The organism is Spirosoma utsteinense, from assembly GCF_014282275.1.
GTDB lineage: Bacteria > Bacteroidota > Bacteroidia > Cytophagales > Spirosomataceae > Spirosoma > Spirosoma utsteinense.
On record NZ_VFIA01000036.1, the window covers coordinates 37,677 to 58,485 of the forward strand.

Annotated in this window: 11 protein-coding genes; all 11 read left to right on the plus strand. The window is 51.2% G+C overall.

Annotation, left to right across the window (positions count from 1 at the left end; all coding sequences use genetic code 11):
• Positions 1-33 precede the first annotated feature (33 nt).
• Positions 34-933 (plus strand): DUF2911 domain-containing protein, encoded by a 900-nt coding sequence (locus tag FH603_RS22150; protein ID WP_186740104.1) that lies wholly within the window; start codon positions 34-36, stop codon positions 931-933.
• Between the two features lie 210 nt (positions 934-1,143).
• On the plus strand, positions 1,144-3,555 hold the full coding sequence (locus tag FH603_RS22155) for an ABC transporter permease (protein ID WP_186740106.1): 2,412 nt from the start codon (positions 1,144-1,146) through the stop codon (positions 3,553-3,555).
• Between the two features lie 11 nt (positions 3,556-3,566).
• On the plus strand, positions 3,567-5,990 hold the full coding sequence (locus FH603_RS22160; RefSeq protein ID WP_186740109.1) for an ABC transporter permease: 2,424 nt from the start codon (positions 3,567-3,569) through the stop codon (positions 5,988-5,990).
• Positions 5,991-6,121: 131 nt separating this feature from the next.
• On the plus strand, positions 6,122-8,548 hold the full coding sequence (locus FH603_RS22165) for an ABC transporter permease (protein WP_186740111.1): 2,427 nt from the start codon (positions 6,122-6,124) through the stop codon (positions 8,546-8,548).
• Positions 8,549-8,688: 140 nt separating this feature from the next.
• On the plus strand, positions 8,689-11,139 hold the full coding sequence (locus FH603_RS22170; RefSeq protein ID WP_186740113.1) for an ABC transporter permease: 2,451 nt from the start codon (positions 8,689-8,691) through the stop codon (positions 11,137-11,139).
• 15 nt (positions 11,140-11,154) lie between these two features.
• Positions 11,155-13,590 carry an ABC transporter permease gene (locus FH603_RS22175; RefSeq protein ID WP_186740116.1) on the plus strand — a complete coding sequence of 812 codons (2,436 nt, stop codon included), beginning with the start codon at positions 11,155-11,157 and terminating at the stop codon, positions 13,588-13,590.
• A 131-nt stretch (positions 13,591-13,721) separates the two neighbouring features.
• Positions 13,722-16,124, plus strand: coding sequence for an ABC transporter permease (locus FH603_RS22180; RefSeq protein ID WP_186740118.1), 2,403 nt, complete (start codon positions 13,722-13,724; stop codon positions 16,122-16,124).
• Between the two features lie 110 nt (positions 16,125-16,234).
• Complete coding sequence (locus FH603_RS22185; protein WP_186740120.1) at positions 16,235-18,661, plus strand: ABC transporter permease; 2,427 nt, start codon at positions 16,235-16,237, stop codon at positions 18,659-18,661.
• Positions 18,662-18,727: 66 nt separating this feature from the next.
• The gene (locus tag FH603_RS22190; protein ID WP_186740122.1) at positions 18,728-19,237 is read left to right on the plus strand and encodes a hypothetical protein; all 510 of its coding nucleotides are present in this window, start codon (positions 18,728-18,730) and stop codon (positions 19,235-19,237) included.
• A 4-nt stretch (positions 19,238-19,241) separates the two neighbouring features.
• Positions 19,242-20,048, plus strand: a complete 807-nt coding sequence (locus tag FH603_RS29140; RefSeq protein ID WP_186740124.1) for a TIGR02391 family protein — start codon at positions 19,242-19,244, stop codon at positions 20,046-20,048.
• Positions 20,049-20,183: 135 nt separating this feature from the next.
• Positions 20,184-20,741: a hypothetical protein gene (locus FH603_RS22200; RefSeq protein ID WP_186740126.1), complete on the plus strand. Its 558-nt coding sequence runs from the start codon at positions 20,184-20,186 to the stop codon at positions 20,739-20,741.
• Positions 20,742-20,809 lie beyond the last annotated feature (68 nt).

A 20,809-nucleotide genomic window follows, 5' to 3' on the forward strand; every position in this document is an offset into this window, starting at 1 on the left:
CTAACATAATCGTCAATAAAGTAAGTAAGGATCATGCGTAAACTCGTACTCAGTGGTGTTACCCTGTGCCTGGTGGCTCAGTTGGCCACCGCTCAAATTAAACTTCCCTCCCCTAGCCCTGGTGCTACCATCGTTCAGACCGTTGGCACCACCGACCTGACGGTGAAGTATTCACGGCCAAGTCTTAAAGGCCGGACGCCTTTCACTGACGCCTTCGTGCCAACCGGCAAAGTATGGCGCACGGGTGCGAACCAGGCTACCGCTTTTACTACGTCGACCGATCTGATGGTCAACGGACAGACCTTGCCAGCGGGCACCTACGCTATCCTGTCCATTCCGGCCATGGACAACTGGACGCTCATCTTCAACAAGGATATGACCGTAACGGAGCAATCCTACAAGCAGGATAGCGACGCGCTGCGCGTTCAGCTGAAGCCTGTCAAAGGGGGCCAGCCGGTTGAAACATTTACTATTGGGTTCAGTGATCTGACCGACAGCACGGCGAAGATGAATATCATGTTTGCCGACGTCACTGCCGCTGCCGACCTGAAAGTTGACGTTAACACCAATTCGGCCGCAAACGTCGATAAAGCCGTTGCCGAGAAACCTGAAGATCCGGCCGTATTGCAGGCAGCGGCCAGCTACAACCTGTCGAAAGGCCGCAATCTGGAGCAGGCGCTAGGCTGGATCGATAAATCCATCACGGCAAAGGAGACGTTCCGGAACCTGTTCGTCAAGTCGCAAATCCTGGGTAAGATGGGCAAAACGGCCGAAGCGCTGCCACTGGCTCAAAAAGCCCTGACCTTGGGTCAATCGTCGAACGACACCTCATTCCCCTTCTTCAAGGAAGGCATCGAGAAAAGCATCAGCGAGTACACCGCCAAGATGCCTGCTATGCCCGCCATGAAAGGCAAAAAGGGAAAGAAAGCATAACAAAACAGTACCGACAAGCAAAGCCCACTGGATTATATCCGGTGGGCTTTGCTTATTTATATCCCCTCACAACTGTCCACCTGCGGACACTAACTGTACGATTTCGGACGCTGGTATTAGAAGAAAAGTGCCTGACAACCTCAAAAAAGCTTATTATGGAGGCTGGCAGGTTGTTTGCAGTCCAGACAGCATACTCATGTCCGGACTGGTATGCTACGCAACTATTTCAAGATTGCCTTCCGAAATCTGGCCAAACACAAAGGTTTTAGCTTCATCAACATTACGGGTGTAGCCATCGGACTGACGTGTTTTCTGCTCATCTCACTCTACGTGCAGGATGAGTTAAGCTATGACTGCTACAACACCCATGCCGACCGGACGTACCGACTGACAAGAACGTTTCTGTCAACGGAAGGTACCGCTTCGCTGCGACTGGCGCAGGCGGCACCGCCCTTTGGTCCGCTTATAAAACAGGACTTCCCGGAGGCTGAACAAGTCGTGCGAACCATCGACAACGGGGGACTGCTGCGCTACGGCGAGCACTCGTTCAACGAAGAAGACATATTCTTTGCCGAAGCGAATCTGTTCAAGGTGTTTGACATCAACGTGACCAGCGGCAACCCCGAACATGCGCTGGTGAACCCGTTCTCGATTCTGTTCTCCCAACCCATGGCGGAGAAATATTTTGGCCAGGAAAATCCGGTTGGCAAAACCGTTCGGCTGTATGACCAGTTTGACATGACCGTAACGGGTGTCTTTGAGCCGTTGCCCGCGCAGTCGCATTTTCACCCTAGTTTTCTACTGTCGTTTTCCACCTTCAACGACCCCCGCGTTTACGGCGCTGAACAGCTTCGGACCAGCTGGAGCAACAACTCCTTCAATACGTATGTGCTGCTGAAGTCCGGCGACCCGGGCAGTCCGCAGCGAATGGAAGCCGCTTTTCCCGGTTTTCAGGATAAATACGTTCCGGCAGAAGAAGGGCGCAAAGCGTCGTCGTTTTCGGTTCTGAACCTGCAAAAACTCACCGATATTCATTTAAAGTCGCATACCGATTCGGAGGTGGAGCCTACCGGCGACATGAGTTATATCTATTTATTTTCGGCCATTGGTTTATTCATTCTGCTCATTGCCTGCATCAATTACATGAATCTGGCAACAGCCCGGTCGGCTGGCCGGGCCAAAGAGGTTGGGATGCGCAAAGTTGTAGGGGCTTTGCGTTCCCAGCTCATTGGTCAGTTCTTAAGCGAGTCTATTCTCCTGGTGACGTTTGCCCTGGGCATTGCGATCGTGTTGCTGATCCTGTGCTTACCGGTGCTGAATACCTTCACGCAGAAACAGTTATCGTTTCAACAACTCCTTGACCCAGTCTTTCTGAGTATCCTTGTCGGCATTACATTATTGACGGGTTTAGTGGCCGGTAGTTACCCGGCTTTCTTCCTCACTTCCTTCCGGCCACTTGGCGTACTGAAGGGGCAGATTGCCTCGACCATGCGTACCGGCAAACTGCGGCAGGTGCTGGTCATCACCCAGTTTGCCATTGCCATTGCGCTTATCATCAGCACAGCCGTTGTCTATAATCAGATGAAGTACATTCAGAATTACAGGCTTGGCTATGCCAAAGACCAGGTGCTGCTTATGCCCGACATTGGTGATTCGACAACGAATTACGAAACGCTCAAACAGCAACTCGTGCAAACGGGCATGGTGCGCGATATGGGCCGCTCGTCGCGGGTACCGTCGGGGCGGCTGCTCGATTCTTACGGCGGTATGGCCCTGAAAGGCGACAGTATGGCCCCTGTCAAAATCAACCTGCGGGGACTGCGTGTCGATCATGACTTCATTCCGGCCTATCAGATTCAGATGGCGGCCGGGCGTAATTTCTCCCGGGCCTACACTACCGATACGTCGATGATTGTTCTCAATGAAACGGCCGCCCGGCAGCTGGGCTGGACGCCGGAGCAGGCCATTGGCAAACCGTTTCAGTATGGACCTGTCAAAGGCCAGATTATTGGGGTAACAAAGGATTACCATTTTGAGTCGCTGCACCAGCCGGTGGCGGCACTGGCTATGATCCTGGTGCCTGATCAGCTTAATTGGCTCTCTATACCGCTCAAGGGCAGTACACCAGCCGCCATTCGGCAGGTTGAATCGGTCTGGAAGCGTTTCTTCCCGCAGCGTCCGTTCGACTATCAGTTTCTGGACACCCGCTTCGACCGGCTTTACGCCCGTGAGCAAACGCAGCAAACGCTGTTCACCATCTTTGCGAGTGTGGCCATCCTGATCTCCTGTCTGGGGTTGTTCGGGTTGTCGATGTTCATGGCGGAGCAGCGCACCAAGGAAATAGGCATTCGCAAAGTACTGGGTGCCTCTGAGCTGAGTCTGGTGGCTTTGTTCTCTCAGGACTTTATGAAGCTGGTATTAGTCGCCTTGCTGATTGCCTCGCCGGTGGCGTGGTACGCTATGCACACCTGGCTCAGCGACTTCGCCTACCGCACCGACATTCACTGGTGGGTATTCCTGCTGGCCGGTGGCCTGACGGTAGGGATTGCGTTGTTAACGGTAAGCTTTCAGAGTGTGAAAGCCGCGTTAATGAATCCGGTGAAATCATTAAGATCAGAATAAAGACCAATGTTATGCTTACAAACTATTTCAAAATTTCGTGGCGAAACCTGATGAAAAACAAGGTCTTTTCATTCATTAACATTGTAGGTCTGGCCGTCGGGATTACCTGCTGTATTCTGATTGCGGCTTTCGTTACGGATGAGCTTAGTTATGACCGCTATCCGGCGCTGGCAAACCAGATACATCGGGTAGAGCTTCATTTGACAGAGAATGGCGGCATTACGGATTTCTCTACTGTTGATGCAGCTGTTGGACCGGGTATCCGGGCTGCGTTTCCGGAAGTACTGGCGGTTACCCGCCTGGTACCGTGGAGCCAGGTATTTATGCGCTACCAGGATAAGCAGTTCAAGGAGCAATCCATTGCCATGGCCGACTCTAACTTTCTGGAAACCTTCTCCATTCCCATGCTGGAGGGCGACATAAAAACTGCGCTAAAAGAACCTGGTTCTGTGGTGGTTACGAAAGCCTTTGCGCAGAAATATTTTGGTACAAGTCCGGCCATGGGCAAGGCACTCTTCTTCGGCAAAGGGCAGGAGGTGCGAAAAGTGACCGGCGTTATCGACAGAACCCCGGCCAACACGCACTTTCAATTCGACGCATTCTTAAGTATGGCTGATTTGCCCACGAAGTCGCCGACCTGGAGCAATGTCGGGTTTTACACCTATTTAGTCCTGAACAAAGCCGCAGATCCGCAGAAACTGGAAGCTAAATTTCCCCAATTGGTAGCCAAATACGTGGTGCCGGAAATAAAGGCTGATATGGGCGTTAGTATGGCCGAAGCGCATAAATCGGTGAATATATTCCGGTTTTTCCTGATGCCATTGACCGACATTCACCTCCATTCAGCATCTAAATATGAACTGGCGGCCAACGGCGATATTAACTCGGTATACATATTCAGCATTCTGGCGATCTTTATTCTACTCCTGGCCATTGTCAATTTCACCAACTTATCGACAGCGGGGGCCGCAGGGCGCTCAAAAGAAATTGGCATTCGTAAAGTAATGGGTTCGGTCAAAACCCAGTTGATCCGGCAATTTTTACTTGAGTCTACTTTACTGACGTTCATTGCCCTGCTCCTGGCTGTTTTTGCCGTTTGTTTGCTATTACCCTCCTTCAATGAACTGGCTGGGAAAGAGATTTCGATTCGTAGCTTACTGTCGGTAGAAAGCCTTGGTATGCTGCTGGCATTTGGCATTTTCGTCGGCATTCTGGCGGGTGCTTACCCGGCGTTTCTACTCTCTTTTTCAAAAATAACAACGGTTTTAAAAGGCGGATCAGCGGTGCAAACCAGTCGTCGCAGCAACCTCAGGAGTGGGCTGGTAGTGTTCCAGTTCGCTGTTTCCGGAGCGCTGATCGTAGCCACGCTGGTTACGTACCAGCAGTTGCATTTCATGCAGAACAAGAAAGTTGGTTTCGATAGAGATCAGGTGCTGATAATTCAGGATTCGTATATGCTGGGGCAAAACGAGCCCGTTTTCAAACAGCAGCTTCAGCAGGACAGTCGCGTCATTCAGGCCAGTCTTTCGGGCAACATTCCGGTTGGCATGAGCAATATGGATGGGTCAGTGATCTACGCCAAACGGGAGAACGACACGAAAGGCCACGCCGAAATCACTACCCATATTTATCATGTCGACGAAGATTACCTAAAGACGCTGGTTATGGAATTGACCGAAGGCCGGTCTTTTTCCAAAGATTTTTCAACGGATTCCACCGCCACCGTTATCAATGAAACAGCGGCCCGTGAGTTAGGGCTGGGAAATACCAGTCCGCTCGGCAAAACAATTGTTCGTTCCGGACAACACGAGTTCACCATCATTGGCGTTGTGAAAGACTTTCATTATGCGTCGGCCCGGCAAAAAATAGCCCCGCTGATGATGCTCCTAGGGCGTAACTCCGGCGCCATCATCGTGAAAGTTAAAGCGGCCGATATGTCTGATGTCGTCGCGTCGTTCAGGAAACAGTGGGAATCGTTTAACCCGTCGGCTCCGTTCACCTATTCATTTCTGGACGATCGGTTTGCGTTTCTCTACAAAACAGAGCAGAAAACAAGTCAGTTGTTCACCGTTTTTGCGGTGATATCCATTGTCATTGCCTGTCTGGGCCTGTTTGGCCTAGCTGCGTTCACAGCCGAACAACGGACGAAAGAAATTGGTGTTCGAAAAGTACTGGGCGCATCCGTTGTCAGCATCATTGCCCTTTTATCCAAAGATTTCTTAAAACTCGTGCTGATCGCTATCGTCCTGGCCGTACCCGTCGCCTGGTTTGCCATGGATCGCTGGCTGGACGATTTCGCCTACCGGATTGATCTTTCCTGGTGGATGTTTGCCCTGGCGGGATTACTGGCCGTGGGCATTGCACTGTTGACAGTCGGTTTCCAGAGCGTGAAGGCCGCCCTGATGAATCCGGTAAAATCATTGCGATCCGAATAATGTAGAGACGCAACCCTTTGCGTCTCAGCACCCGGATGGTTCAACACCCGGATAATTTTTGCTGACGCGACATATTGCTGACGCAAAAGATTGCCGGTCCGCCGGTGCGGTCTCTACAAAAAGACAACCCCATGCTCACAAACTATCTAAAAATCGCATTACGCATCTTCAGGAAGGATACAACGTTCTCGCTCATCAATGTGGTGGGGCTGGCCACGGGTTTGGCCGTGGCGTTGCTTATTATCCAGTATGTACGCTTCGAGTTGAGCTATGAAAAGACGAATCCGCTGGCGAATCGGATTGTGCGGCTTACCCTCGATTATATGAACGGCGGCACGGTGAACTCCCAGGACACAGAAACCAATCCACCGGTTGGGCCTAAAGCCAGGCGGGAAATGAGCGAGGTCGTCAATTACACCCGCGCTTACCCGATTGGAGAACCCAATGTGACGGTTCAGATTGGCGAGAAGTATTACCTGGTCGATAATGTCTTCGCGGTCGATTCTTCCTTTTTCTCGATGTTCAACTACCCGCTGCTCCGGGGAAGCCGAACCAATCTCTTTACCAGACCACGACAGGTTGTGCTGACCAAAACGATGGCGTTGACCTACTTCAATACGCTGGAAGTGCTGGGCAAAACCCTGAAAATCCCAAAGCCGGAAAACACTGTCCTGCTGGAAGTCGTGGGGGTAGTGCCGGACAGCCCGGCCAATACGCACTTGAAATTCGATATGCTTTTCTCGTACCCGACGATGCTGTCGGACTTTAACGAACGGGAAGATAACTGGGACGGAAACAACACCCTCACCTACCTGCAACTGGCCGATAACGCCAGTTATGAAGGGTTTACAAAATCGCTGGTGGCCTTCAACAACCGGTTGATCAGCGAAAAGAAGGTAAGAAATCATCGGGTGATCGGCCAGAAGATCGGTGACATTCATTTGTATTCCCACAAAAACTTTGAAACCGAACCGAACGGCGAAGCACGGTCGGTGTATTTTCTGCTGGGTGTGGCATTCCTGGTACTCCTGAGCGCCCTTGTCAACTATGTCAATCTGACCACGTCCAAGGCCCTCGACCGGGCGCGGGAAATTGGCATGAGAAAGGTCGTTGGCTCCACCCAGAACCAGATCAGAACCCAGATTTTCATTGAAACGGTGCTGGTCAATGTCGTTGCCGGAGCGCTGTCGGTGGGGTTAGTCGTTGCCCTTCGGCCGGTGTTTGTTGAGGTGGCAGGGCTACCCGAAGGCTTTACCGTTTTCCGGGACGTATTTTTCTGGGAAAGCGTGGGGGCGTTTCTGCTGCTGAGTGTCGTGCTGTCGGGGTTTTATCCGGCCTTCGTGCTGTCGTCGTTCGACCCGATTGCCGTTCTCAAAGGCAATTTCTCGCGCTCTACCAAAGGTGTATTTCTTCGTAAGTCGCTGGTGGTTTTTCAATTTGCCATTACCCTGATTTTACTGGTGCAAACATTCGCCGTTTACCGGCAGGTCAACTTTCTGCGCCAACAAAACCTGGGGGTCAATATGGATCGTACGCTCGTAGTGAAAGCCCCGGTGGGCAACAAAGCCCGGAAGGATTACGATACGTTTCGGCAAATGCTGCTAAACCAGTCGCAGGTAAAAGCGGTATCCCTTTCCGGTACTGTACCGGGCATGGGATCGACCCAGATGAATACGACAACCGGTATTAATCTGTCGGATGTCGTCAAAAAAACCTCCTACAATTATTACCTGACGCAGATAGACACGTCGTTTATCGGGTTGATGGGCATCAAATTGCTGGCGGGCAAAAACTTCGACGCCACGACCCGGCCCGGCTTTGCGGATACAACAGACCGTCAACTCATTGTCAACGAAGAAACCCTCCGGCTCTGGGAAATCCCGACGCCAGAAGAAGCGATCGGCAAGCGGGTAGACCTCTGGGGGCGTAAGGCAACGATCCGGGGTGTTGTCAAGAATTACCACTACGAATCGCCCAAGGCCGCTTACATTCCGATCATCCACATGTACTCGCCTACCTTCGATTCGTTTGCCAGTGTGAAGTTTGCCGGGGGCAATGCCAAAGAACAGCTCGCGACGCTGAAGACGGTTTACGAGGCCAATTTCCCCTATTCGCCGTTCAGCTATTTTTTTATGGACAGTGAGTATGATAAACAATACAAAGCTGACGACCGCTTTCAGCAGGTGTTTGGTGCCTTGACCGGCTTCGCCATTCTGATCTCCTGCCTGGGCTTGTTCGGGCTGGCTACGTTTACCGTTTCCAAACGAACGAAGGAGATTGGTATTCGGAAAGTAATTGGTGCCAGTACGACAAACCTGATGATTTTACTGTCGAAAGATTTCATTAAAACTGCCCTGCTAGCCATCCTGATCGGCCTGCCCGTTACCTATTTTCTGGTCATAAACTGGCTGGCCAATTACGCGGCCCGCATTGAACTGAGCTGGTGGCTTTTTGCGGCACCCGCCCTGTTTATCCTGCTGCTGGTACTTGTATCCATTGGCAGCAAAACGATTGCGACGGCCCTGATGAACCCGGTGAAATCATTACGAAGCGAGTAGAGACGCAACCCTTTGCGTCTCAGCACCCGGATGGCTTTTCACCCGGATGGCTTCTCACCCGGATGGTTTGGGCTGACGTAACTATTGCTGACGCGAATAAGCCGCAAAGGGTTGCGGCTCTACACAATCCCCATAAAATTATGCTAAAAAGCTATCTCACTACCGCCCTTCGCGCCCTGAAGCGTAACTGGAATTACTCCACCATCAATGTATTGGGCCTGACCCTTGGCCTTGCCTGCTGTTTGTTGTTGTTCGTGGCCGTCCGCTATGAACTGAGCTTCGACAAGCACAACGCCAACGGCGACCGCATTTACCGAATGCTTGGTGCCAACAAAACGGACCCTACCGACAAGCCGAATACGGGCATCACGTTTCCGGCGCTGGCTGCCCTCCGAAATGATTTCCCGGAACTGAAACATCAGCTTACCCTGGTTACCCGGATTAAGTCGGCGGTGGTAGCCGTGCCGGGCAAGGCGGGTACCGAAACCAAACGTTTTCAGGAAACGGATGGCGTAATTGCCTTTGCCGAACCGGAGTATTTTACCCTCTTCGATTATACCTGGGAAAAGGGCAGTCCGCAAACGGCGCTCACTAACCCGAATACGGTGGTTCTTTCGGAGCGAATCGCCCATAAGTACTTTGGGGATGTCAACCCGATGGGCAAAACTATTCGGATCGAGAATAAGATGGACTTTGTGGTAACGGGCGTTATTCAGGACCCACTCCCGACGAGTAGTATGCCGTTTGATGTGTTCCTGACCCACGCGTCTGTGCTAGCGTATGGTCTCACCTCGCCCCCCGACGACTGGAAATCGACTTATGGCGGAGCCCAGCTGTATATGATGCTGCCCCCGGCTTCTGCCGGATCGGAGACGCCCGCGGCCCGGATGGAACGTCAATTGGTGGGTTTTGTCAACAAATACCACGCCCCGGAAGATGCCAAAACGCTGGCGTATGTTTTACAGCCGCTGACCAATATCCATTTCGCAACCAAAATCACGAATTACGCCCAGCGAAGCATCAGCATCGAAATGATCTGGGCGATGGTACTGATTGGTCTCTTCATTCTGGGAACGGCCTGCATCAACTTCATCAATCTGGCCACGGCACAGGCCATCCGCCGGTCGAGAGAAGTGGGCGTCCGGAAAGTGCTGGGCAGCACCCGTGGGCAACTGGTTCGTCAGTTTCTGGGCGAAACCAGCGTGTTGACCGGAATAGCGGTTGTCCTTGCGCTACTGGTTGCTCAGGCTGCACTCCCCTACGTTGGTGAGCTGCTCAATATAAAGCCGGGAGCCGTAACCTTATTCAGCCCCATCGTGCTTGGGTTCCTGCTGGCGCTGGGTATACTGACCACCGTGCTGGCGGGCTTTTATCCGGCACTGGTGCTGTCGGGCTATCAACCTATTCTGGCCCTGAAAGGAAAAGTACAGGAAACAGGGACGGGCCGGTATCTGACGCTCCGGCGCGGGCTGATCGTGGGTCAGTTTGCCATTTCCCAGCTCCTCATTATCAGTACGATCATCGCCTACAACCAGATGAGTTTCTTTCGCTCCGCCGATCTGGGCTACGACAAAGACGCCGTTTTGACGATACCCTTACCCGACAATGATGCGGGGAAGATCACTAATTTACGCGCCAAACTTACTGGCCTGCCGGGTGTGCAGTCGATTAGTTTCGGCATGACCAGCCCCTCCTCGACCACCAACTGGACAACGGGTTTCCGATTTGGGAACGACGACAAAGACCCCGGCTACGGCATCCTGATGCGCCCCGCCGATACCGCCTATGTGCGTACCTATGGCCTGAAATTACTGGCCGGGCGGATGTACCAACCCGCCGACTCTATCCGTGAACTGGTAATAAACGAGACGTTCATGAAACGACTGGGCTTCCAGAAACCCGAACAGGTACTTGGGAAGCTGATGACCATAGCGGGCGAGAGCGTGAAAAAGCCCATTGTGGGCGTGGTAAAAGATTTCAACATGTTCTCGCTGCGGGAACAGGTCGAGCCAAGCGTCCTGACCACCCAGTTAGGCAACTACCGGACCATCGCCATCAAACTATCGACCCGGCAGGGCGGCACCGAAGGCATCAGCCAGCTCCTGAAGCAGGTCGAAACCGCATGGACAGCTACCTTCCCCGAATTCGTCTTCAGCTATGAATTTCTGGATGAGACACTGGCGAATTTTTACAAGAGCGAAGAACAGATGTACGCCTTGTTCCGGTTGCTGGCGGGCATCGCCCTGTTTATCGGTTGCCTGGGTCTTTATGGCGTCGTGGCGTTCATGGCCGAAACCCGCACCAAAGAGGTGGGCGTACGAAAGGTGCTGGGCGCATCGACGGCCCACATATTCGGTTTGTTCTCCATTGATTTCATCCGGCTCGTGTTGATTGCGCTTGTGATCAGTTCGCCGGTAGCCTGGTACGTGATGGATAAATGGCTGCAAAAATTCGTCTACAAGATCGACATCGAGTGGTGGATGTTTGCCCTGGCGGGTCTGCTGGCCGTGGGCATTGCCTTATTGACGGTGAGTTTCCAGAGCGTGAAAGCCGCGTTAATGAACCCGGTCAAATCGTTACGATCTGAATAAACCCTCATCAAGACCATGTTCAGAAACTACCTCAAAATCGCCTGGCGGAATCTGATCCGCAACTGGTCGCTCAGCACGATCAATATCGTTGGCCTGAGTGCGGGACTGGCCGCCGTCATGTTTATTATGCTGTTTGTGCAGGACGAATTTTCATTCGACCGGTTTCATGCGCAGGGCGACCAACTCTACCGGGTGGTCCTGAACACGACAAGCCCGGAGGGCAATGAAACCGCGACCGGTGCTACGGGACTACCACAGGGACCGGCGTTTAAGGCAGCACTTCCGGAAGTGGCCGATTTTTGCCGGATGCAGGGCTATGAGATGCTGTTTCGTCAGAAAGACGAAGGCATTTACCAGCAGGTCATGTACGTAGACACGTCTTTCTTTCGATTATTCAGTTTCGAGCTACTGGCAGGCCAGAGCGCCGGACGGGATGCCCGAACGTTACTGAATGACCCCGGCAATGTGGTGGTCACGGATGAAATCGCGCTCAAATATTTCGGCACCACCGACGTACTAAACCGGTTCATGACAATCGACGCGGGTGGCCGTTTCGAAAAGTACCGCATCTCGGGTGTCGTGAAAGCGCCCCCCATGAATTCGAGCATCCGCTTCGATGTGCTGCGCCCATTCGTCGCGTCGCTACCACCCAACCGCAGCGACTGGAATGAGAACGACTGGTCGGACGGCTTTCTGAATACATTCGTGCTGTTACGCTCCGACCGGAACGGCGCATCAGCCAACCCCATTACGGTTGAGGGCAAGATGGCCTCGGTATTCAACAGCCACGCCAGCCAGCAACTTGCCAAACTCAGGAGCGAATCCGGCCCGTTCAGCCTGACGTATCATTTGCAACCGTTCACCGACATGCACCTCAATGACCGCTACGACCTGAGCAACGGGCTAACGCGGGGTTCCTCGTCCGTGTATTCCTACGTGCTGAGCGGTATTGCCGGACTCATTCTGCTACTGGCCTGTATCAACTTCGTCAACCTGACGCTGGCCCGGTCATTACGCCGGACCAAAGAGATCGGCATTCGGAAAGCCACGGGCAGCACCCGCGCCCAGCTCATCGGGCAGTTTGTCGGCGAAACATTCCTGCTCACCCTATTGGCGTTTGTACCTGCCGTACTTCTCGTGTATGCCTTGCTGCCCCAGTTTTCGACACTGGCTAACAAGGCCCTGCAACTTGGTTTTTTGCTTAATCCACAAACGCTCGGTCTGTTTGCCGGTCTCGTCATTCTCGTTACGCTGCTGGCTGGTTTTTACCCGGCACTGGTGCTGTCCGGCTTCAACCCAACGCAGGTACTGTATGGTCGGGTACAACTGGCGGGGCGCAACAACGTAGGTAAATCACTCCTGATTTTACAGTTCGTGATCGCCATCGTGCTGCTGATCGGGACGGCCGTTTTGCATGGCCAGTTTAACTACATTCAAACGGCCGATGTGGGGTACGAACGGGCCAACCGGGTACGCATATACGTTCCCCGGGGTCGTGAAAAACAGGGCGAACTCGTGAAGCAGGCCCTGCGGGGTCAACCCGGCATCGAGTCGGTAGCGCGGAAATCGGGGGGCCATCGATCGAGTACGTTTTACATCCGGAACAAACCCGTTAAGTCGGCCAGCGAGTACATTGACGATCAGTACCTGGCCTTCGTCAATGTGCCCATTCTGGCGGGGCGGGCTCTGAACCACGTCAACCCGGCCGACAGTATCTCCAACATTCTGGTCAACGAAACCTTCGTCAGGCAGTTCCTTTCGGCCGACCAACCCGCTATTGGGCAGGTGGTGCAACGGGAGGACAATACCATCCGCCACGATCTGACGGTGGTGGGCGTGGTGCGCGATTACCAGTACCGTTCCCTGCGCGACAAACCCGAGCCCGTTCTGTTGCAATTGGGTAAGCCCGAGCAGATGAATCAGTTGTACGTTAAGCTAGACCCGAAACAGACATCCGCAGGTCTGCAAACCATCGAGAGCCAGTTCAGAAAACTGATTCCGTACCAACCGTTCAGCTTTCACTTTATGGAAGACGACCGGCTGGAAAGTTACGCTGACGATGCCCGCTGGAAGGAGCTTGTTACCAATGCCGCCTTACTGGCCGTTCTGATTGCGGGATTGGGGCTGTTTGGTCTGGTGTCGCTGATGATCGAACAGCGTACCAAGGAAATCGGCATCCGGAAAGTACTAGGCGCTACAACGTTGGAAATAACCCGTCTGTTATCCCTCAACTTCCTGAAACTGGTGTTGATTGCGTTTCTGATCGCCACCCCTATCGGTTGGTACGCGGCCCGAAACTGGCTCGATACGTTCGTGTACCGAATGGACTTGAGCGGCTGGCTTTTTGGCCTCGTTGGCCTGTCGGTACTGAGTGTCGCGCTGCTAACCGTAAGTTTCCAGAGCATCAAAGCCGCCCTGATGAACCCGGTGAAATCATTACGAAGCGAGTAGAGACGCGAGCGCATCGGCGCCCCGGCCTTCGCGTCTCATACCCCGGATGGCCCATACCCCGATGACTCATACCCCGGATGGTTTTTCACCACTAAAAAAAAGCCGCAACCGGTTGCGGCTCTACATATGATATGATACAAAACTACCTCCGAATTGCTATTCGAAACCTGTGGAGAAACAAGGTGTTCTCCGGCATAAACATCGTCGGGCTGGCGGTGGGGCTGGCCTCGTGCCTGCTGTTGTTCATTTACATTACGCATGAACTGAGCTACGACGACTTCCAGCAGAAAGCCGACCGAATCGTGCGCGTAACGATGGAGTATAGCATGGAAGGCCGAACCGCCAAAATACCCCAAACGGGTACGAAAGTCGTAAAAGAGTTTGGGCGACAGTTTCCGGAAATAGAATCGGGCGTTCGGCTCATTAACCGGGATGGCGTGGTGAGTACCGGCGACCGGCAGTTCAGCGAAAAGCGCATCGTCTTTGCCGACTCAGCCTTCTTTACGCTGTTTTCGTTTCCGCTCCTAAAAGGCAATTCGCAAACCGCACTGACCGGGCCGAACCTAGTTGTGCTGTCAGAAAGCACGGCGCACAAATACTTTGGCGACGAGAACCCAGTTGGTAAAACGCTCCGGATCAACACAGGCGGGTCGTTTCGGGATTACGCCGTCACGGGCGTAGTGAAAGACAGCCCGGCCAATTCCCAGATCAAATATGATTTGCTGACTTCCTTTCTGACGCTGCCTGCCGCCAAAACCGAAGAGTGGTATTCGTCCAACTATGCCACCTATTTGCTCCTCCGTAAACCCGAAGCCATGGCCGGACTACAAGCCAAAATTCCGGGCTTCATGAAAACGCAGTTCGGCAAGGAGGATACGTCGGCAGGTAACTACCTGACGTATAATCTGGAATCACTGCGTCGGGTGCATTTGTATTCGGATGTAGAGGGCAGTTTCGAACCAAACGGCGACCTGACCTATATCTACATCTTCGGGTCGATTGTCCTGCTCATTCTGCTGATCGCCTGCGTCAATTACATCAATCTGGCTACGTCGCGGGCCGTGGAGCGGGCGCAGGAAGTGGGCGTTCGGAAAGTGATGGGTGCCATGCGCGGGCAACTTTTCGGCCAGTTCATTGGCGAATCCATTATTGTTACGTCCATTGCGCTGGTGTTAGCCCTGCTGCTGGCGACCCTGACGCTACCGCTGTTCAATGCCCTCTCAGACCGGCAGTTTACCGTACAGGTCTGGTTCGAACCCCGCAATCTCCTGTTATTGCTGGGTGTTGGGTTGGTCGTTAGCCTGATAGCGGGGAGTTACCCGGCCCTGGTGCTGGCCCGTTTTGAGCCGGTTCGCGTCCTGAAAGGCCATTTAAAAACCACTGGAGCCGGTCAGTTTAGGCGGGCGTTAATCGTCTTTCAGTTTGCCATTACGGCCTTCCTCATCATCAGCACACTCCTCGTTCGAAATCAGCTGGCCTTTGTCCAGCAAAAGAAATTAGGCTACACCAAAGAGCATGTACTGCTGCTTCCCGTCGACAAGCAGGTTAACGAAAAAATTGCCGCCATCAAAAGTGAGTTTCGGCAAAATGCGGACGTACAACAGGTTTCGCTGGCGTCGGAGTCGCCGGTGTTTGTTGGCGGTGGGTACAGCATGCGTAGCACAACGATGGCAGCCGGGCAGCACAAGATGGTAGCCGGGGTGTCTATTGACGAAGATTATGTACCCACGATGAGCTTGAAACTGATTGCGGGTAGCAATTTGACAGCGGCCGATATGGAGCGTATCTCGTGCACCGACAACGACAGCCTGACCCGAAGTCGGTTTATCCTCAACGAAGCCGCCGTAAAAGAACTGGGCTGGACACCCCAGCAAGCCATTGGGCAGCGGCTGGACATGAATGGGCGGCTGGGCGAAGTGAAGGCCGTTGTTGCGGATTTTCACTTCGCGTCCATGAAACAGAAGATTGGCCCGCTGGTCCTTTTCCCGCAGAATGGCGGTGAAATTCTCCTGGTCAAATTATCGGGCAGTCAATTGCCTAATACACTCCGGTTCCTGGAAAGCAAATGGCGGACACTCATTCCGGAACGCCCTTTTTCCTATGAATTTATGGATGAAGAATTCAATAAACTCTATGCCGCCGAAACCCGGACCGGGCGAATTTTCAGCGTTTTTGCGTTCCTCTCTATTTTCTTGGCCTGTCTGGGTTTGTTTGGTTTGTCGGCCTACACAACCGCGCAACGTACCAAAGAAATCGGCGTTCGGAAAGTCCTCGGCGCTTCCGTGTTCAGTATTGTAGGCTTGCTCTCCAAAGACTTTTTAAAACTCGTTCTGGTCGCGCTGGTCATAGCCTCTCCCATTGCCTGGTATGCCATGAATAACTGGCTCAAGGACTTCGCCTATAAGATCGACATCGAGTGGTGGGTATTTGTCGTCGCGGGCTTGCTGGCGGTGGGTATTGCGCTACTAACCGTAAGTTTCCAGAGTATCAAAGCCGCGTTGATGAACCCGGTGAAATCCTTAAAAACGGAGTGAAGAGGGGGGAAGAGGAGGAAAGGGAGGAAAGGGATTGCTGACGCTGGCTCCTCCTTCCCCCTCCTCCCCCTCCTCCCTTTCCTCCATCCTCCCCCTCCCCCCCTATACCCATGCTAACAAACTACCTCAAAATCGCCTGGCGCACGCTCCGTAAACAGCGGGGGTTCGCCTTTATCAACATTTTCGGACTGGCGATTGGGCTGGCCTGTTGCCTGCTCATTATGCTGTATGTGCTGGATGAGCTTAGCTACGACCGCTACAACGCCCATGCTGACCGCATTTATCGGGTACAGTCCGACATCAAGTTCGGGAGTAACGACATGCACTTTGCCACAACGGCCGACCCGCTGGGGCCAACCCTGAAAAAAGACTACCCGCAGGTGGAACAGTTTGTCCGGTTGCACCAGCGCGGAAACTGGCTGGTGAAGAAGGCAGGCGAAGCAACCAATATCCGGGAAAACGATATTACGTTTGCCGATTCTACGGTATTCGATGTCTTCACGCTACCCTTTGTGGCGGGCGACCCTAAACGGGCACTGACGGAACCAAACACGGTCGTTATCAGCGAGTCGGCGGCTAAACGCCACTTTGGTAACCAGAACGCCCTGGGTCAGACGCTGGTCTTTGCCAACAAAGAGAACTACAAAGTGACGGGCATCATGCGCGACATGCCCCAAAATTCGCACTTCCGCAGCGACTTCTTTGTGACGATGCTCAGCGACAACTACCCCTGGGGGCAGTGGCTCAGTAATAACCACCACACCTACATACGGCTGAGACAAGGCAGTGACCCCACCGCATTTTCGCAGAACTTCGATGCGGTTGTTGAGAAATATGTGGGGCCGCAGTTGCTGCAAATGACGGGCTCAACAATGGAGCAGTTCCGGAAAGCCAACAACCAGATGAAATTCTGGCTCATTCCCATCACCGACATCCATCTGCACTCCAAACAACAAGTTGAACTGGCGCCCAACGGCGACATTCAGTACGTCTATATTTTTTCCGCCGTAGCCCTCTTCATCCTCATTATTGCCTGTATCAACTTCATGAATCTGGCCACCGCCCGCTCATCGAGCCGGGCCCGCGAGGTTGGCGTCCGGAAGGTCATGGGCTCCGAACGGCAGCAACTGGTGAGCCAGTTCATGACCGAATCGGTGCTGACAACGATACTGGCTATGGGACTGGCCCTTGTTATTGTGGCGGTTGCGTTGCCGGGCTTTAACAGTATTGCGGCCAAGGCCATTAGCTTGTCTCAGTTGATGTCACCAACGCTGTTACCGCTGCTTATCATCCTGCCGATTATTGTAGGTTTGCTGGCTGGCAGTTACCCGGCCTTTTTCCTGTCTTCCTTTCAACCCATTGCGGTGTTGAAAGGTCGGACAAACACGAGCTTCCGAACGGTCAGTTTACGGAGCGGGCTGGTCGTGTTTCAGTTCATGATGTCGGTCGTGCTCATTGTTGGCACCATCATCGTCTATCGGCAGCTCACCTACATCCAGACGACGAGCCTGGGCTTCAACCGCGACCACATCCTGACCGTCAACGATCTGTATTCTATGGGCAAACAGGGCGAAGCCTTCAAGCAGGAAGTGCTGCACTTGCCGGGCGTGGTGAGTGGTAGCCTCTCCGGTTACCTGCCCACCCCCTCCGACCGCAACAGTACCGTATTCTTTCCCGAAGGTCAGACGAACCTGAATAAGGGAATTAGTGTGCAGAACTGGGGCGTCGATTACGATTACGTGAAGACGCTGGGCATTCAGGTAGTAAGCGGGCGGGGGTTCTCGCAGACCTTCGGTTCCGACTCCTCGGGTATACTGCTGAACGAAGCGGCTGTCAAAATTCTGGGATTCAGCCAGCCGATAGGCAAGCACGTCTGGCGCTTCGATGATGCCGAGGGGAAAATCCGCAAGACGTACACCATCATTGGTGTGGTGAAGAATTTCCACTTCGAGTCGCTCCGGCGTAACATCGGGGCGCTGTCGCTGGTGCTGGACGCCAACCCGGGGGCAGCTTCCTTCCGGGTAAGCAGTACGAACCTGCCGGGGCTGATGCAGCAGATCGAATCGACATGGAAGCAACTGGCTCCCGGCCAGCCGTTCAGCTACAAATTTATGGACGATAGTTTCGACGAAATGTACCGCGCCGAACAACGCATTGGCACCATTGCCCTGACGTTTGCGGCACTAGCCATCCTCATTGCCTGTCTGGGTCTGTTCGGTCTGGCCGCTTTCATGGCCGAGCAACGTACAAAAGAGATCGGCGTCCGCAAAGTACTCGGGGCCAGTGTGCCCAGCCTCATCGGCCTGCTCTCCAAAGACTTTTTGAAGCTGGTCATCATCGCCATTCTCATTGCCTCCCCCCTGGCCTGGTATGCCATGAACCAGTGGTTAAGCGACTTCGCCTACAAAATCGACATCGAATGGTGGATGTTCGCGCTGGCGGGCGCAGTGGCCATCGGCATTGCCCTGCTGACGGTGAGTTTCCAGAGTGTGAAGGCGGCTTTGATGAACCCGGTGAAGAGTTTGCGGAGCGAGTAGATTAGGGCAGGGGAAACTTTCGTATAGATAATAGTTATAGGTCAATTTTATAAGACGACACGAACAATGACAACAAAAACATTTATTGAAAAGCTGAACATGACAATTACAGTTGAAGGGCAGACTTTGATGCTAGACTTTTTTATAATTTTTTCAAGATTCGAATGTGCTTTAAAAACTTCAAATTTTTCTTCAGGTGACGCAGACAAAGTTTCAGCAAACTGGGATACGTTTATTGCCTCAATTAGGAATACTTTTAATAAAGAGAAAAATGCACAATTAAGACAAGCCGTTGATTACCTTGTTCAACATCCTCCAAGAATTCAAATGATTAATAATGGACAACTTGGTTGGAGAGACCGAAATTTTAACCTTAACGAGCCTGAAATAAACAAATTAAGTCTATCAATACGAGATATAAGAAACAATCTTTTTCACGGTGGCAAATTCAGCGGACATTATCAGGCTGACATTTCAAGAAATTACATATTGCTTAAAAATGCGATAATAATTTTAAATGAATGGCTTAGCTTAAACAAACAAGTAAGACACAATTTTTTGGAAACAATATCTTAAGCAAGTGATAAAAGAGAAATTAATACCAGTAGAAATATTAGAGAGCATTTGTAAAGTTCTTGGAGACCAAAATACTAGTTCTCAAATAGAATATTGTCTAGCACAAACTGGTATAATAGACACAGACCCCGGCATCACAAAATGGAAACGACTTTATAATGCCTTTATTAACTATCAAAATAATAATCAGGAATCAAACAAGATTTTAATATTTATTCATAAAATTTTAAGCCCTGTTAGATATGCAGACAATCATGAACAGTTTGAGCATTATAGGATAGACATTAATAAAAGAATTTTATTTATTGGACTTGAACTTTTGGATAATGGTAAGTTTCGAAAAGTTGTAGAAGCTAAAACAATTTCCGAAGCACAACAGCGTGCTGACAATTTAAAGGCGAAACTCAGAGATAGAAAAGTTCATTCAGACGTTTTGTTATTTTGCCGTGCAGAACTTTTACAGGACAATTACTTTCACGCTGTTTTTGAAGCAACTAAAAGCGTTGCTGATAAAATCAGAGATAAATCAGGCTTGACAATGGACGGCGCCGACTTGGTTGACAAAGCTTTTGGACTTGGACAACTCAAAAATCCAAAACTTGCTTTCAACACTTTAACGACCGAATCCGAAGAAAGTGAACACAAAGGATTTATGCATTTAATCAAAGGACTTTTCGGTATGTTTAGAAATACGACTGCACATGCTCCAAAGATTAAATGGACAATTCACGAACAAGATGCATTAGACAGTTTAACACTTGCTTCAATGCTTCATAGGACATTGGACAAATGTGTGAAGACAGGATTATGAGAAGAAAAACGGCATGTAATAAGGGTTTGTCAAAATGTGATTAGAAGTGCTAAATTAATCATTGTGAATTCTATTGAACATTTGTACTTCTAATACCCCCACTTCGGCAATCCTTAAACGTTATGTATAATTTTTATGAACCAAAAAAGTCTACTGAATCAACTTGAATTAGCTCATGCACCATTGACTGCGTATGAATTTGCTGTTATCAAAGACGACAAATTGATTGAAAGAGCACTTGAGAAAGCAAGCCTTTATCTAATTGGACAAAGGCCTGTTATTACTTTTGAAAATGTAATTCCTGACACAGCCATATATCAATTAAATTTTGAAATTCATCAAAGAGGAAATCCAAATATATTAAAATGTAAGCTGCCATTTGACCAAGAAGTATTTGGATTAATAAAGGAAAATGTTGTTGACGTTGCGTTTAACCACCTTGATAAGTCTATTATACAAGAGAAATTTCCATTTCAGAATATTCATGGATTTTCCTTGGTTAAACACAAAAAAGAAGGTAAGGAATTTATTGTTTGGTTTTCACCTGAAAAGCTCCTTCAAAATTGGTGGAAAGGAAATATAGATTGTGAAATTGAGGGAGACTGGAAATCATTTATACAATACAAGGTACATTATGTTGGTAAAGCAACTAATACTAAATCAGAAGCTTCATGTCGTATATTAGTGGGATGAATTACTCGACTAAAATCAAGGAAGACTTGGATTTGTTGCAAACCATTGAAAAACAACAATATAAAGCT

Coding starts and splice junctions, on each gene's coding strand:
- FH603_RS22190 (WP_186740122.1), top strand. CDS start 18,728: ATGACAACAAAAACATTTATTGAAAAGCTGAACATGACAATTACAGTT.
- FH603_RS22185 (WP_186740120.1), top strand. CDS start 16,235: ATGCTAACAAACTACCTCAAAATCGCCTGGCGCACGCTCCGTAAACAG.
- FH603_RS22150 (WP_186740104.1), top strand. CDS start 34: ATGCGTAAACTCGTACTCAGTGGTGTTACCCTGTGCCTGGTGGCTCAG.
- FH603_RS22165 (WP_186740111.1), top strand. CDS start 6,122: ATGCTCACAAACTATCTAAAAATCGCATTACGCATCTTCAGGAAGGAT.
- FH603_RS22155 (WP_186740106.1), top strand. CDS start 1,144: ATGCTACGCAACTATTTCAAGATTGCCTTCCGAAATCTGGCCAAACAC.
- FH603_RS22170 (WP_186740113.1), top strand. CDS start 8,689: ATGCTAAAAAGCTATCTCACTACCGCCCTTCGCGCCCTGAAGCGTAAC.
- FH603_RS22180 (WP_186740118.1), top strand. CDS start 13,722: ATGATACAAAACTACCTCCGAATTGCTATTCGAAACCTGTGGAGAAAC.
- FH603_RS22160 (WP_186740109.1), top strand. CDS start 3,567: ATGCTTACAAACTATTTCAAAATTTCGTGGCGAAACCTGATGAAAAAC.
- FH603_RS22175 (WP_186740116.1), top strand. CDS start 11,155: ATGTTCAGAAACTACCTCAAAATCGCCTGGCGGAATCTGATCCGCAAC.
- FH603_RS22200 (WP_186740126.1), top strand. CDS start 20,184: ATGAACCAAAAAAGTCTACTGAATCAACTTGAATTAGCTCATGCACCA.